10 protein-coding genes are annotated in these 16,124 nt (G+C 59.4%); 8 read left to right on the top strand and 2 right to left on the bottom strand.

The annotated features are described in order from the left end of the window. Nucleotide 1: 1 nt before the first annotated feature. A complete protein-coding gene (locus tag HU755_RS14570; RefSeq protein ID WP_007916251.1) occupies nucleotides 2–1,525 on the bottom strand; it encodes a fumarate hydratase in 1,524 nt (507 codons plus the stop codon). Between the two features lie 452 nt (nucleotides 1,526–1,977). Here HU755_RS14570 and HU755_RS14565 point away from each other — a divergent pair, with 452 nt between their 5' ends. The 3 genes from HU755_RS14565 to HU755_RS14555 all read left to right on the top strand — a co-directional run bounded on the left by HU755_RS14565 (nucleotide 1,978) and on the right by HU755_RS14555 (nucleotide 4,924). Beyond that, nucleotides 1,978–3,084 (top strand): diguanylate cyclase, encoded by a 1,107-nt coding sequence (locus HU755_RS14565; protein WP_186633748.1) that lies wholly within the window; start codon nucleotides 1,978–1,980, stop codon nucleotides 3,082–3,084. Further along, complete coding sequence (locus HU755_RS14560) at nucleotides 3,077–4,012, top strand: iron-sulfur-binding ferredoxin reductase (protein ID WP_186633745.1); 936 nt, start codon at nucleotides 3,077–3,079, stop codon at nucleotides 4,010–4,012. Before HU755_RS14565 ends, HU755_RS14560 begins: the two co-directional genes overlap by 8 nt. Nucleotides 4,013–4,174: 162 nt before the next feature. Beyond that, nucleotides 4,175–4,924, top strand: a complete 750-nt coding sequence (locus HU755_RS14555) for an enoyl-CoA hydratase-related protein (protein WP_186633742.1) — start codon at nucleotides 4,175–4,177, stop codon at nucleotides 4,922–4,924. Nucleotides 4,925–5,107: 183 nt separating this feature from the next. Here HU755_RS14555 and pyk read toward each other — a convergent pair whose 3' ends face one another. Further along, nucleotides 5,108–6,559, bottom strand: a complete 1,452-nt coding sequence (gene pyk, locus HU755_RS14550; protein WP_123530057.1) for a pyruvate kinase — start codon at nucleotides 6,557–6,559, stop codon at nucleotides 5,108–5,110. A gap of 205 nt (nucleotides 6,560–6,764) precedes the next feature. Between pyk and HU755_RS14545 the strand changes: the two genes are divergently transcribed. From HU755_RS14545 to HU755_RS14525, 5 genes are all read left to right on the top strand, one after another. Continuing rightward, complete coding sequence (locus HU755_RS14545) at nucleotides 6,765–7,085, top strand: hypothetical protein (RefSeq protein ID WP_186633740.1); 321 nt, start codon at nucleotides 6,765–6,767, stop codon at nucleotides 7,083–7,085. 181 nt (nucleotides 7,086–7,266) lie between these two features. After that, entirely contained in the window at nucleotides 7,267–7,653 is a 387-nt protein-coding gene (locus HU755_RS14540; protein ID WP_186552220.1) for a tol-pal system YbgF family protein, read from the top strand. Nucleotides 7,654–7,880: 227 nt separating this feature from the next. Beyond that, nucleotides 7,881–8,240, top strand: coding sequence for a PilZ domain-containing protein (locus HU755_RS14535; protein ID WP_186621579.1), 360 nt, complete (start codon nucleotides 7,881–7,883; stop codon nucleotides 8,238–8,240). Between the two features lie 738 nt (nucleotides 8,241–8,978). Beyond that, the gene (locus tag HU755_RS14530) at nucleotides 8,979–12,272 is read left to right on the top strand and encodes a hypothetical protein (protein WP_186633737.1); all 3,294 of its coding nucleotides are present in this window, start codon (nucleotides 8,979–8,981) and stop codon (nucleotides 12,270–12,272) included. 147 nt (nucleotides 12,273–12,419) lie between these two features. Then, nucleotides 12,420–16,076 (top strand): Tc toxin subunit A, encoded by a 3,657-nt coding sequence (locus HU755_RS14525; protein WP_186633734.1) that lies wholly within the window; start codon nucleotides 12,420–12,422, stop codon nucleotides 16,074–16,076. Nucleotides 16,077–16,124 lie beyond the last annotated feature (48 nt).

Here is a 16,124-nt window from a genome sequence, read left to right as displayed (position 1 = left end):
CTTACTGCACTTCGACCGCCAGGCTTTCGCTGATCTTCTGTTGCCAGATCGCGGGACCGGTGATGTGTACCGACTCACCTTTGCTGTCCACCGCCACGGTGACCGGCATGTCCTTGACCTCGAACTCGTAGATCGCTTCCATGCCCAGCTCGGCAAACGCCAGTACCTTGGACTTCTTGATCGCTTGCGCAACCAGGTAGGCGGCGCCGCCGACGGCCATCAGGTACACGGCTTTGTTGTCCTTGATCGCTTCGATTGCGGTCGGACCGCGCTCGGACTTGCCGATCATGCCCAACAGGCCGGTTTGCTCGAGGATCTGACGAGTGAATTTGTCCATCCGCGTCGCGGTGGTCGGGCCGGCCGGGCCAACCACTTCGTCTCCGACCGGATCAACCGGGCCGACGTAGTAGATGAAGCGGCCCTTGAGGTCCACCGGCAGGGTTTCGCCCTTGTTGAGCATCTCGACCATGCGCTTGTGCGCGGCGTCGCGACCGGTCAGCATCTTGCCGTTGAGCAGCACGGTTTCGCCCGGCTTCCAGCTCTGCACGTCTTCCGGGGTCAGGGTGTCGAGGTTGACGCGACGGGCCGACGGGCCGGCTTCCCAGACGATTTCCGGGTAGGCGTCCAGCGGTGGCGCTTCCAGCGAGGCCGGGCCGGAACCGTCGAGCACGAAGTGTGCGTGACGGGTGGCGGCGCAGTTGGGGATCATGCACACCGGCAAGGATGCGGCGTGGGTCGGGTAATCCATGATCTTCACGTCGAGCACGGTGGTAAGGCCACCGAGGCCTTGGGCGCCGATGCCCAGCTGGTTGACCTTCTCGAACAGTTCCAGACGCATTTCTTCGATGCGGTTCTGCGGACCACGGGCCTTGAGTTCGTGAATGTCGATGGACTCCATCAACACTTCCTTGGCCATCACCGCGGCTTTCTCGGCGGTGCCGCCGATGCCGATGCCGAGCATGCCCGGCGGGCACCAGCCGGCGCCCATGGTCGGCACGGTTTTCAACACCCAGTCAACGATCGAGTCGGACGGGTTGAGCATGGCCATTTTCGACTTGTTCTCGGAACCACCGCCCTTGGCCGCCACGTCCACTTCCACGGTGTTGCCCGGGACGATGGAGTAGTGAATCACCGCCGGGGTGTTGTCCTTGGTGTTTTTACGCGCACCCGCCGGGTCGGCCAGAATGGATGCACGCAGGACGTTTTCCGGCAGGTTGTAGGCGCGACGCACGCCTTCGTTGATCATGTCGTCCAGGCCCATGGTGGCGCCATCCCAGCGCACGTCCATGCCGACACGGACGAACACGGTGACGATACCGGTGTCCTGGCAGATCGGGCGGTGGCCGGTGGCGCACATGCGCGAGTTGATCAGGATCTGCGCCATCGAATCACGGGCCGCTGGCGATTCTTCGCGCAGGTAGGCTTCGTGCATCGCCTGGATGAAATCCACGGGGTGGTAATAGGAAATGAACTGCAGGGCGTCGGCAACGCTCTGAATCAGGTCGTCTTGCTTGATCACGGTCATGAGTCGCGCTCCTCTAAAAGACGGGAACATTCTATGGGGCAGCTTGAGGCTTGCGGCTCACAGCTGATCCTCTGGCACGCCGGGGCTGCTGGCGCGACGCTAAAAAGGCGCGGCAGTATAGCGCGCCTCGGTGGCAGGCACACATTGGCTTTTGGTCGGATGACGACCGTGGCGAGGGGATTTATCCCCGCTCGGCTGCGCAGCAGTCGTAAAACCTGTGAGCCCCGTGTGATCGACAGGTTGCAAGAGGCCGCTGCGCAGCCCGTCAGGGATAAATCCCCTCGCCACAGGGACCTCGTGCGGGCATCGATACAGCTCGGTCAGGTCATGCATTTGACGTCAATTTTCGAGCCTGAAAATCGGTGGTCATTTAGCGACCGGGCCTCTAAAGTGGCAGCCGGTCTGTGGAGTAGGACACTCGGTCAGCCTCTTATCGCACGGTGAGTCAACGATTGACCCATAACGCCATTCAACGCCTTTTGCTCAAACGCTTTGCCCTCGCTGCGGCCACCTACGGATTGGCTTTGCTGCTGCTGTGGCTGGCGTTTTTCACCGGGCATTACCAGCAATCCCTGAACGGAGTGGCCATCGGCAGTGCCCTGGTGGTCATCAGCCAGGCGACTCTGTTCGGACTGTTCTGGAGCGGTCGCAACCAGCGCTTTGCCGACCCCAGCCTGACCGAAGCGCAAGTGCTGATGGGGCTGGGTTGGCAAACGTGGCTGATCGCCCATGTCGACGAGGCGCGCGGTGCGTTCCTGGTGTTTTATGTGCTGATCCTGCTGTTCGGCCTGTTCCATCTCACGCGACAGGTGTTCATCCGCTGCGCGCTGCTGGTGTTCTTCAGTTTCTCCGCGATTACCCTGTGGGACGCTTACCATTTCCGCCTGGCCGAGCCTGCGCTCGCGGCGCTGCAAGTGTGCATTCTGGCGATGGTGCTGGCATGGCTGGTGCTCTACGCGCGCTTCGTCCAGGTTTCCCGGCAACGCCAGCGTCAGCGCCGCTTTGCCCTGCAGGCGCATCAGGACACCTTGCGCGGGATGATGCGCCAGCTCGAAGACCTGGTCGCCACCGACGAACTGACCGGCCTGTTCAATCGCCGACACTTTCTGCGCATCGCCTCACGCGAGCTGAATGCGCTGGACAGTGATGTGATGCACGGTCTGGCCCTGATCGATCTGGACCACTTCAAACGCATCAACGATCTGCACGGTCACGCCGCCGGCGATCAGGTGTTGCAGGCGTTTGCCGGCGTGGCGCAAGCGTGCCTGCGCGACGGCGATGTCCTGGCGCGCTATGGTGGCGAAGAATTCGTCGTGCTGGTGCCCGACTGCGATGCCGAGCGGCTGACCGCCTGCTGCGAGCGTTTGCGCATCGCCTTCACCGAGGTTGAATTGATGGGCCTGCAAGTGCGCAACCTGAGCCTGTCGGCCGGCATGACCCTGTTGGCCGTCGGCGATGATCTGGACGAGGCCTTGCAGCGTGCCGATCAGGCGCTTTACCGGGCCAAGCGCGACGGACGCAATCGCTGTGCAGCCGCGTGGGAGAACGTCGATGCCTGAACTTCGTGTCGGTGAACGGCAATGGTCGGTGGCGGCGGGCAGCAACCTGCTCGATGCTCTCAACCAGAACGGCGCGACCGTGCCTTACAGCTGCCGCGCCGGCAGTTGCCATGCGTGCCTGGTGCAATGCGTGCGGGGCTTGCCCGCCGACAATCGCCCGGATGCCTTGAGTGCCGAACAACGTCAGCAAGGCTGGCGCCTGGCGTGTCAGTGTCAGGTGGTCGAGGATCTGCAGGTGCATACTTTTGACCCGCTGACTGACGGGCGCCCGGCGCAGGTCGAGGCGCTGGACTGGCTCAGCGACAACCTTCTGCGCCTGCGCCTGATCCCGCAGCGACCACTGCGCTACAGCGCCGGGCAACATCTGGTGCTGTGGATCGATCACATCGCCCGGCCGTATTCGCTGGCGAGCCTGCCGGAAGAAGACCGCTTTCTGGAGTTTCATCTCGATTGCCGCCAGCCCGGCGAATTCGTTGATGCCGTGCAAAAGTTGCAGATCGGCGACTCGATCCGGCTCGGCGAACTGCGTGGCGGTGCGTTGCATTACGACCCGGACTGGCATGACCGGCCGCTGTGGCTGCTCGCTGCCGGCAGCGGTTTGGGGCCATTGTTCGGGGTACTTCGCGAAGCCTTGCGCCAGAATCACCAAGGCGCCATTCGCGTTATTCACCTGGCCCATGATGCACGTGAGCACTATCTGGCCAAACCCCTGGCGGCATTGGCCGCCCAGCGGGAAAACCTCAGTGTCGAGCTGTGGACGGCGGCCGACTCAGCCGCTGCTTTGGCGCAACTGCGCCTTGTTTCCCGGCAAACCCTGGCCTTAGTCTGCGGCTCGACCGCCAGTGTCGACGCCTTCGCCAAGCGTCTGTACCTGGCCGGACTGCCGCGCAATCAACTGCTGGCCGACGTATTCCTGTCCCGCAGTTAAGCGCTTGACTTTTTAGGGGCGAAGTTTGCTTGTGGCGAGGGAGCTTGCTCCCGCTTGAGTGCGCAGCGCTCATGGATTTTTTGCGACCGCTGCGCAGCCCAGCGGGAGCAAGCTCCCTCGCCACAGTTGATTTTCTTGAGCCCGACATCGTTGAGAGACGCCATGACCGAAGCCATTGTGCTGGAGCGCGAACGCGGTTTACTGACCCTGCGCCTCAATCGTCCGGACAAGAAAAACGCCCTGACCCGCGCGATGTACAGCCGCCTCGCTGAAGCGCTGAAACAGGCTGACAGCGACCCGCATATCAACGCCGTGCTGATCACCGGCGGCGTCGAATGCTTCACCGCCGGTAACGACATCGCCGACTTCATCCAGCAACCGCCGAGCGACCTCGACAGTCCGGTGTTTCATTTCATGCTAAACCTGCTCGAATGCCGCAAACCGGTGATTGCCGCTGTGGCCGGTGCAGCGGTGGGCATCGGCACGACGCTGTTGCTGCATTGCGATCTGGTCTACGTCGCGGGCGATGCGCGCCTGCGCATGCCGTTCGTCAACCTTGGTTTATGCCCGGAGTTCGGCTCCAGCCTGATTTTGCCGCGCTTGCTCGGTCAGGCCCGAGCGGCGCAGTTGCTGTTGCTTGGCGAGGGCTTCAGCGGTGAGCAGGCCGCACAGTGGGGCCTGGCCACCGAAGCGTTGGCCAATGGCGAGGCAGCGTTGCGCAAGGCGCGGGAAGTGGCGCTGCGTTTTGATGAGCTACCGGCTGAAGCCGTGCGCATCAGCAAGCAATTGATGCGCGCGCCGGATCGCGAATTGATCCGCAAGGTGATCGAGGAGGAGGGCGCGTTGTTCACCCAGCGGTTGCGTACGCCCGAGGCGTTGGCGGCGTTGAGCGGGTTCATCAAACGGCATTGAGAACTTTGTCGTTCGGGCCGGCCCTTTCGCGAGCAAGCCCGCTCCCACAGGTTGGAATGCATTCCAGATGTGGGAGCGGGTTTGCTCGCGAAAGGGGACGATCGGTCAAGACCTCTGCTGGATCAGAAAACAAAAAGCCCCGCCATTCACATGGCGGGGCTTCGCGTTTCAGCAAACGTTCACTCAGACCTGCGGGTCACCGACATGCAGAATCTTCATGCCGTTGGTGCCACCGGTGGTGTGGTAGCTGTCGCCCTTGGTCAGAATGACCCAGTCGCCTTTCTCGACCACGCCGCGCTTGACCAGCTCGTCGATGGCTTTCTGGCTGACTTCGTGCGGTTCCAGCGAAGCCGGATCGAACGGGATGGTGTACACGCCACGGAACATCGCGGCGCGCGCCTGGGTCTCGCGGTGTGGCGAGTAGGCGTAGATCGGTACCGAGGAACGGATGCGCGACATGATCAGCGGCGTGTAGCCACTTTCAGTCAGGGCGATGATCGCTTTCACGCCCGGGAAGTGGTTGGCCGTGTACATGGTCGCCAGTGCGATGCTTTCGTCGCAGCGGGTGAATTCCTTGCCGATGCGGTGGCTGGAGGTCTTGCCGGTCGGGTGCTTCTCCGCGCCGACGCAGATGCGCGCCATCGCTTGCACAGCTTCCAGTGGGTACAGGCCCGCAGCGGATTCGGCCGAGAGCATCACGGCGTCGGTGTAGTCGAGCACGGCGTTGGCCACGTCGGACACTTCGGCGCGGGTCGGCATCGGGTTCTGGATCATCGACTCCATCATTTGGGTCGCGACGATCACCGCTTTGTTGTGACGGCGTGCGTGCAGAATGATTTTCTTCTGGATGCCCACCAGTTCGGCGTCGCCAATCTCTACACCGAGGTCACCACGGGCAACCATTACCGCGTCAGAAGCCTTGATCAGGCCGTCGAGGGTTTCGTCGTCGGCCACGGCTTCGGCGCGCTCGATCTTCGCCACCAGCCAGGCGGTACCGCCGGCCTCGTCGCGCAGTTGACGGGCGTATTCCATGTCGGCGGCGTCACGCGGGAAGGACACCGCGAGGTAGTCGACTTCCATCTCGGCAGCAAGCTTGATGTCGGCCTTGTCTTTTTCAGTCAGGGCCGGAGCGGTCAGGCCGCCACCGCGACGGTTGATGCCTTTGTGGTCGGACAGCGGACCGCCGATGGTCACGATGCAATGCAGTTCGGTGGCGGTGGCGGTTTCGACGCGCATCACCACGCGGCCGTCGTCGAGCAGCAGCTCGTCACCGACGCCGCAGTCCTTGACCAGATCCGGGTAGTCGATGCCGACCACTTGCTGGTTGCCTTCGGTCAACGGATGGCTGGTGGAAAAGGTGAACTTGTCACCGATCTTCAGCTCGATCTTTTTGTTGGCGAATTTGGCGATACGGATTTTCGGGCCTTGCAGGTCACCGAGCAGGGCGACAAAGCGGCCGTGCTTGGCCGCCAGATCACGCACCAGCTTCGCGCGAGCCTTGTGCTCGTCGGGGGTGCCGTGGGAGAAGTTCAGACGGGCGACGTCCAGGCCAGCCAGAATCAGCTGTTCGAGAACTTCCGGCGAGTTACTGGCCGGGCCAAGGGTAGCGACGATTTTGGTACGACGGACGGACATGCAAAGACTCCTGAGTTCAAGCGCAGGCAGAGGCTACTATGCTCGAAGGGTGTAGTCATTGTTCGTTTGCACTACTTATTCGTTTTTATTTCTTATCGAACATGCTGAGGTGCTTCGGCGTAAAAACACACCGTTGGTCGGGACTGTCATTTATGTCAGGTAGGCAGATGTCAGCAGGATGGTTGTAATGCTCCGGCACTCGTCAATGACTGACGAGGATATGGAGATGAAGAAAATGACTGCGGAAAAAAACGATCTTCCCGTTCCGGTAATCATTGAACCAGTGGAGGGGGCAAAAGTGGGGCGCCGACCACTGATTTCAGGGACGGCAGAGCCAGCGGGCGATATCGTAGAGGTTTTCAAGGTCGCAGGAACTCAACTGCTTCGGGCAACGGTCGCCGCCGATGGTCTGTGGTCAGGAGCGCTGGAGAATCTGGCAACAGGACAGCATACGATCACGGCTAAACTCGTTAGAGGTAATCAAAGCTCAGCATGGTCACCCCACCGTAGTTTTACGGTTGAATAGACTCAAAGTGTTCGACTTATTGCCCTTGTGTCCTCGTGGATCAGGGGCCTTGTTGACGCAGAATGTTCAGCGCTGATGCTCCCGGCACGGTCGCACTCCCTTCTATACTTTTGCATCGTTCATCGCTGACTGAAGATTTCTGTGCAGGTGTCGATACAAAGCACAAGACAGGAGATCCCCCATGCGATTGTTGCCCATTGCCGCCCTTGCCCTTAGCGTTCTCGCCGTCACGGGCTGCACCCGTTGGTCGATGAACCATCATTTGAACAACGCTTACAGCGCCTATGATCGTGGCAATTGCGAGCAGGTCATGCTCGAACTGTCCAAAGTCGAGCGCGCCAGCCGTGCCCGGCCGTATGTGTGGCCGGAAGTGTCGATGATGCGCGGCCAGTGCCTGGAGCGGCAGAAGCTTTTCATCGACGCGGTGCAGACCTATCAGTTCATCATCGCCTCGTACCCCAACAGTGAATACGCCTACCGCGCCCGTGCGCGCCTGGAAACCCTGCAGAGCCTGGGCCATTACCCGACCCGCAGCGCGGCAGCCGTGGTGCGGCCGACCCGTTTCTGATCGGTTCGTCCTACAAAATCTGGCTGCTTGTACAAGCTGGGCTATAGTCCAATGAACCGGGTTTAGAGTCGGGTCTCTAACCGGGGCAACACCTGCAACTGGCAGTAGTAAGGTGACGGCGATGTCGCGACCGTCACACCGGAAGCGGGGAGAGCGTGCCTGCCACACCGGCGCGTTCCGAAGCAAAGGTGCGGCTCCGTGACGGGGCCTTGCATGGCGAACTGCGCATGTTTACCGACCGCCGGATCGAACGGCATCAACTGCCGTATTTCCTCAGAGTGTTCAACAGCGTTACCGACAAGCCCATCGGCTTTCTCGGTAACGTGTCCAACGACGGATTGATGCTGATCAGTCCGCTGCCGATGTGGGTTGGCGTGGATTTCCGATTGCGCTTGAAGATCCCTTGCGGCGACGGTTGCCAACAAATCATCGACTTGACCGCCTGTTGCCTGTGGTGTCACGAGGACGTCACGCCACTGCATTACGACGCCGGTTTCAGCCTGCAACAACCGCCGGCAGAATACGCGCAACTGGTCGGGGCGCTGCGCCAGTATTTCAGCTTCCAGCCACTGCCGGCCTCGGCCTGATGCATAACCGTTAAAGCTTCGCGAGCAGGCTCGCCTCCCACCTTCAATCGCATTTGCAACCGTAGAAATGCAGGCAACTGTGGGAGCGGGCTTGTTCGCGAAAGCGCCAGTACCGGCAACGCCTTTCCAGGCCCAGGCCAGCGTAACCGCCGCTCGTGTCCCAGCGCCTTCTGCGCAAGCAACAAACCCGTCTCGCTCAATTGATAGATCGCCATCGCCAGGTGCCGCGGTTTACCTCGTCGCGACCTGAACGAACGAATGGGGTGGCGGCTGTAGGCAGGTTAGTCGGCCGGGAGTGCACAAACCGGCGCGCCCAAGGGCGCCCTGCGAACAGCCACCATCGAGTGCGGGGATAGGGAGTACCCGACTGGATGACGCTTATACGCAATGCACATGACCCGGGCGACTAAACCCGACCACTGATTGGCAGCGGCACGGATCACGTTACGGGGCATCGGCAAGGCGCGCAAGCCGGCGGATTCTGAGTGATGTGTAGGCAAAGGCACAAGGCGCTGTGATTGTGTAGGACTGGCTGAAGGACGTTGCTGTATAGACACGTGGGAATACTTACTGCTGGCCGGGGCTTTAAACCGCAGCTCGTGCTGAACCAGAATAACCACGGCTTCGTCTTTCGGACGAACGGTATTTTGACCTGTCAGATCTGACAGTAGTAACAGGATGGGTATGCGCCTATGTTGATTGCAGCGCCTCAGTCATACATACCCCGGATTTACCGAAATGAACGACAACATTGATGACAGTGAGAAAAGTGAATCTTTGCCTGATAAAACAAGTAACCCGCCAAAACGCGATGTGAGCGGCACTTCACAGGCAGATGCCTCGTTCGAGGAAATAAATGCAGAAGAGGCATTCTCAGAGGTCTCGTGGGACGATGCGGTGACAACGACTATTCACCAGACGCACCCCCGTGTTCCTCAATTGACCACTCAGCTGGAGTGTCAATACAAATTTGAGAACGCCCGGCTCTATGTAAAAACACTGCGTTACAAGATGACCACGCGTTATGGGAACTGGAACAGGGCCAACATAGATCTCTACCTTTATGCCCATGAAGTCGGCGAGATTAAATCCCCCGATTCACTGTCCCAGGACGCACAGTGGCATCTATACGAAAACGTCATCAGTGTCCCCTATCGCTCCTCTGCAGCAGGAGGGCTGCGCAACAGAATGAATATCCGGGTCGATTATGACGGGACGAATAATGATGTCGAACCCCATGAGGGGTGGGGTCTTGAAGTTTATCCGGCGGCGACGCCGATCATTGCCAACGTGGAGGACGGCGACCAGGTTCCTGATACGTTCGTTATCAGTGGTTACAATGGTTTGCGTGACGGCAGAATCCGAATCTATCTGTTCTACGGCTCTGAGTCTGAACTCGGGGTAGAGCATGTGTTCAGCGATGGGAGCTGGTTTTCAACTGTCCGGTTTCCCGCGTCTATGGAGCAAGGATATTTATCCGCTGAGCAACAAGTCGGCAATGAAACCTCAACGCGGTCCAGGCGTATCAGAATCAAGCATTACATTGCTCCCAAGATTGATTATCCGCCTCCGGGTTCGGTGTTTTTGGCAGGCTCCGCTCTTAAGGTCAAGGGAGTGGGGACACCGGGAAGAGATATCGACGTCATGAAGCCAGGGGGAAGTATTCTTCACGCATCAGCCAAAGTAGAGGCTGATTTGACCTGGGAGGGGGACTTCAATTCAAAGAACTACCCCAATGGTGGTCAGGTTGACATGACCGCGGGTCACCGCGGTTTGCCTGACTGGACACTTGCGCAAACCTTCGTATTGCTGGGTTTGCCTATCATCGAAGCACCGGTGCCCTCGAGTGAGACTGATCGGCGTGGTCCCATATCTGGTTTTGGAGTTCCGGGAGCCAATGTCGAAGTGTTCAAAGATTTGAACCATGCGATAAGAATCGGTCAGGCACAGGTCAGGAGTGACAGCACCTGGAAGATCGAGTCGTTCGAAAATGACATGACGCCTGGTCCGTTTTCGATTGTTGCACGTCAATCCTTGTCCACTATCACCACCGACGTCGGTGAGCCCAGAGGATTCAAGGTTCGTCCGCCGATGCTGGACGTACCTGATGTCACGTATTCCTCTGCCGGGACGGTAATTTTCAACGGCACGGGTCATCACAGCCCCGACCGCGAAACCCAAGTGCAGTTCGCTGTAAAGAGCGGTTCGGGCACTGCACCACCCAACGCCGTTGTTAAAGCGATCGGCACGTGGGAAACGACAGCGACGGACTGGTCGTTTGGTTCCTACACAGTGGAGGTGATACAGAAAATTGGCGACGGGGCCAACGGCTGGATCGAGTCACTGCCCTTGACCCTCGACGTTGAAAAAGCCCTGCCCGACGTCAGCGACGTCGGTTACACCAAGGACTACCAGCCCACGTTCAGCGGCAAGGGTCACAACGGCGCCACGGTGCAACCGCGCAAACCCAATAGCGCCGATCTGGAAGCCCCCGCCGTGGTTGTCGCCAGCGGCCAATGGTCGAGCAAGGCGTTGGCAGTCTGGGGGCCTGTGTTCGAACGTGAAGTTCACATCAAGCAGGTTCTCGACGAGCACGAGTCGCCCAACTGGGTCGTCCTCAAAGTCACCATTCCCCCTTTGGCTCCCGGCCTGGAACCGCCAGTCGAAGAGGGCCTTTCACCGTTTTTCAAAGGTACCTGCTGGCCGGGCGCTACGGTCAATATCACGTTCAGCGATGACCCCACCTCTTACGCGGCAACGGTTCAAGGTGAACTCTGGACCTTCAGACGGTCCACAGATTTTGACCCGGGTGTGCACACTGTTTCCGTCACCCAGCGTTTCGCTGAGCAAGACTCGCTGGCGGCCGACGCAACCTTCACCGTCCAGATCCCCATGCTCAAACCGCGCATCACCGCACCCGCGGCGGGTGACGAGGTGGGGAGCGACGTTGAAATCTGCGGCAATAACGGTATGCAATTCGCCACGATGCAGTTGTACAACGCTCTGTTCGATCGGGCTGTGGGAAATCCCCTGCACCTGGAAAACAGCGGTGAGTGGCGCATAACGCTCAGCGACCTGGAGTTTGGTCAGTTCACGGTTTATGCCGTACAGACACTCGACTCACGCGATTCCGAGCGCAGCGAAAACCATGCTTTGAAGGTGGTGCTGTTGCCGCCGCGGATCACCACGCCGGAGGCTGGCGGCAAGTTGGCTCGCGAGGCAGCGCTTGAAGGCACCGGCAGGGCGGGAGGATGGGTCGACGTCTGGCTCGATGGCGATGACGAACCGTTGCAGCGCAATATTACCGTCGGCTGGAACAGTCTCTGGCGGCGCGAGGTGGAGTTGCCGGTGGGTAGCCATACCCTCCGGGTGCGGCAATCGTTTGATGACAACGGCACGGTGCACGAGTCCGCTTGCACCGATTGGATGTCATTCGATGTCGTCCCGGCCGCGCCTTTTATCGAGACTCCGGTCGAGGGCGAAGCGATTGGACGGCAAGCCGTGGTATCGGGTTTCGGGGTGCCTGGCGACACCGTCACGGTGACGCTGGCAGAGGGGGCGCGCTCAGTGCTGGCCAGCACCATTGTGCGTGAGGATCGCACCTGGTCGGTGATGTGCGACTGCGCTGCGGTGGCTGGAGGGCGTTACCAACTGCAAGCTGTCGCGTCTCTGGATACCTTCGAATCGGTTGAAGCGCGCCGAGCGGTTGTGCTGGGTATTTTTCTGCCCATCCTCGACGAGCCGGCCCCGGGAAGCTGGGTGGTCCATCCGTTGCAGTTTGCCGGTCGCGGCCGTCAGGGCATCGGCACCCTCGTGAGCTGGTACAACCCTGAGGTGCTCCTGGCGCCGGAGTTGGCCATTGTCGGTGGGCAATGGCGCGGCGAGTCGATAAGGGCGCTCCCCGAGGGGGGTAACTGGTATCGGTTCAGGCAGACCATTACGGACGGCGCGGCTGGCGAGACGATTTCCGCCAGGGTCGTCAGCGCACGCTTTGAAGTCGAACTCACGCGTGCGCCTGGGAAATATCGTTGATACATTTCCGATGAGCGGTCTTTAAACCTGTCAGAACTGACAGTAGACACGGCGGCGGCCCAAGCGCTCAATCTTACTTATTGAACAGGCAGCCTGACGCGCTTCGTCAAGCCGCCAGGGCCAGTTGCTGCCTCAAGGAATCTGATCATGGCTGATCCGCGTCGTCCCGCTCTTCGATTGTTTACTGAATTGTTTGGTGAAGGGCAACAAATACATGACACCGGCCTGGCGAAACTCAAGGCCTACCTGACAGACAATGGATCGATTTTTCCTTTGGTGGAAAAGGGCGTCCAAGGTCTGAGGAGCGATTATCAGCTCGACCTGGAGGCCGCGCAGCGATTCGCACGCGGGGCCAACAGTATGGCCACGTATCTGCGCCGACAGTTCATCGAGCAGACGCTGACTGGCAAGACCGCCGTACCACGCAATGGCAGCGGTTTGCTTTCAATGGTTAATGGCCCCGATTATCAAGGCTTGATCGGCACCGATTTCGCGCTGCTGTGCCCGCCGGACGCACTGGAGTCGATCACTTCGCCGGTGGCCTATCTGATTGACTTGTTACGGTGGATTCGCGACCGTATCGACAACAAGAGCCCGGAAGAAAAGTATCGGCTGCACAGTCGCCGCACCGATCTGTTGGCGTTGAATGTCGATTACAACGCGGTCTATCAGTCGGTTTCGTCGGTCGACATCATCGTGGCAGTAATGGAAGCGTTCATCGACGAAAATACAGAGTCCGCAGAAACCGTGTCGATAGAAGATGGATTGATCGAGGCGCGCTATCCCAATGGTCTGCCGTACTACCAGCATTGGGTCACGATTGACAGCATTGCGCAGTCACATGGCTTGTCGGTGGGGGATTTCGAGCACCGGACTGACCTGACTTTTCCCTATTTTCTTCAGGCCAACGCCCGTGGCCCCAACACCCGCGCCGGTTTCGCCCATGCGACGCGGTTGGGGCCCTATCAGCGGCAATTGCTCACGGAGGCGCGTGAGCAGTTTGACGATCGGGAGCTTTTTTATAACCGAAACTTCGGTACCGACAATCTCCAGAAGTACGGGAATCTCAATCAGGTGAAGTTTCTGGGCGAGCGCACCAAGCTCGACAGCTCGCAGATCGAAGCCTTGCTGTCTATTCGAGACTTTTCCCCGGTGCGCTCAGCCAATGTCAAATTTGCGGATCAGAAACCCTCGGCTCCGGAGAGTGAACGTTCAGGGTCGGTCTACATCAACAACGGCACGTCACCTGCGGTGCGGATTGACGACGAGATCGTATCGTTCCATCGATTGACCGAAAGTCCGGATGAGGAAATCGGCTTCAGTCGTTATTACCGGATAAACCAAATGGTGCGACTGGCCAGTTGGACCGGATTGCCGTTCGACCAGGTGGATGCTGTATTGGTGGCAGCCATCAGGGCAGCAGCGCTTGGTAATTCACCGAAACTTCTTCCGTCCGATCTGGATATATCGAGCGGCGTCGTGCACGCACTGGGGCTGTTTCAGGCGTTGCGCGAGCGCTACGACTGCCCGGCCGCGGACTTCGCGGCGTTTATCGGTGATCTGTCGGTTTACGGGCGGGGCGAATCGCTCTCCTCGTTTGACCAGGTCTTCAATAATCAAGCGGGTTATCGCGAGTCCTTGAAGCTCGACGACGGTACGTTTGCGGTGACGCCGACGCCGGGCGAAGTGGATTTGACGGTCAGCCAGCTGTGCAGTGGCCTGGCGATCGACCTGCAGACCTATGCCTTTCTGGCTGCCACGGTAGCCATGGCTCATGGTCAAACCGATAAGCTGCCGCGCAGTTTGCCGATCATCTCGAGCTTTTACCGTCTGGTGAAACTGCCCCGGCTATTGAACATCACACCGGTCGAAGGTGTGCTGATGCTGTCGCTGCTGGGCGGGGATGCCTGGCTTGAGCGCTTCGCGGGCATTCCTGTCATTCACGATGAGCCGGCGGATTTGCCGGATGCGCTGGAACTGATCGAAGCCATGCAAAGTTTCGTGCAGTGGTGCGCGCAAGGCAACTTGACAGTGTTGTGGGTGCTGCAACATGCCGTTGCGGCGCAACCGGCGCTGGAACCCACCACACAGGACCTGCAGTTTTTCGAGCAGGTTCGCAATTTGTTGCCAACGACCCTGTTATCCAACAGCGTATTCCTGATGGCTGGTGTACCGCCGGCCGGTGCTGTCGACTGGCTCGATTTTCTAGCGACATCCGCTGATGGCCTGAACCCGATTGTCGACGCCAATGGCGTGGTATTGCACCTGGAGGGGACATCCGAGCACTTCCTGTCCATCGTCCGCTCGAAAGTCACTTGGGCGGTCGACAATGCCTTGGGTCTCAGCGATACGATCCTGCGTCAGAGCATCATCGACATCATGGTCAGCGTGGTGGTGCAGATGCGCGATGCTCAGACATCGCTGGTCAGAGAGACCCTGGCTGTGTATGCCGAAGTGGGAGTGGAGCAAGCCATACCGATTTTGTACTGGGCACAGGCTACTGTTCCTCAATTCCTTAACCTTGTGCATGAACAGGGGGGGATGAGTTCCGTGGGCTCGGGCCGCAATTCTGGCCGCAATGCCAATAAGCTGCTCGACCTGTTGGCTGAAGTGCGCCGACGCAGCGAGGTGGTATTGACGCTTGAACTCAGTGCCGAGCTGTTGCAGGACTATCTGGATTACGGCTATCTCGCCTGGCTCGATCAGTCGGACAAGTATGCGTTGACGGTGCGCACACTCTATTACCTGACAACACTCAACCGTGCTTTCGCCCTGGGCGACCAGCCGCCGCAGAAACTGTTGGATTACCTGCGCCAGGTCAATGCGTTGCCGTATGTCACGGGTGACGCCGCTGCGCTGGCGCGGCAGGCAGCTGCGATCAAGCTGGCTGACTTTTTTGGCTGGAGCGTGCAGGAGGTGCGCGAGTGTGTCAGCCGCATCGATTCCACCGATCTCAAAGTATTGAAAAACCTCACTCAGCTCGATTTTCTGATACGTGTTCTAGAACTGTCCCGCGAAACCGGCATGGATGCACTGACGATTTTCCTGATCGGCAATTTGCCCGAGTCCATTGACAAACAAGCCTATGCCGATGCCGCCGAACTTGCTCTGCTGGGCGCGTCCGGTGCGCGAGCACCGTTGATGCCAGTGCCGGGTGATCTCAACGCGTTGGTCACGATCGTCTGCGAGGTGGTGGGTGACAGTACCGTCGTTGCCAACAAGCCAGGGGAAAAAGTCACCTATAAAGTGACCCTCAAAAACGCCGCAGGGAAGGCGCTAAGCGGCGTCAACGTCTACTGGCGGGCGACTCTGGGCACGATTGCAACCGGCCACACCGACCTGGACGGAGTACTGCTTGCCACGTTTACCCCCGGCAAGATCATGGGCATTGACACGCCACTGTTATGGCTGGACTTGTTCGAGCCGCAGTACGCGCGGCCTGTCGAGATCACCACCGATCACTCTTCGTTCTCTTTTCCGCTTGCCGAACTGTCGCCGACTCCTTTGACGGACGTGCCTGCCGGGCAGGAAGTCGAACTCTACGCGGTGCTGGAAGACGACTATGGGAACCGCGGGCAAAACTCGCTGGTGGAATGGTTTGGGCAAAGCACTCCGCCTTCAAAAATCAATGGCGCAACGATTCGGCCATCGCAGGGGTTCACCGATCACCAGGGACTCACGCGGGTTTTTGTGTCCAGCGCGTCGGGCGGCACGTTCACTTTTAAAGTCCGCACTCAGGCGGGTGACGCCGAAAGAAATTTCGTCGACCCCATCAAATTCGACGCTCCGTCGAACCCCGAGTAAGCGCGATCGCCTGACAAATGTTTGTTTCCGGGTCATAACTCAGGAGCT

This window comes from Pseudomonas sp. SWRI111 (genome assembly GCF_014268555.1).
GTDB classification, from domain to species: Bacteria; Pseudomonadota; Gammaproteobacteria; order Pseudomonadales; family Pseudomonadaceae; genus Aquipseudomonas; species Aquipseudomonas hamedanensis.
Note: the sequence above shows the minus strand (reverse complement) of the source record. Positions and strands in the feature narration are given on the sequence as shown.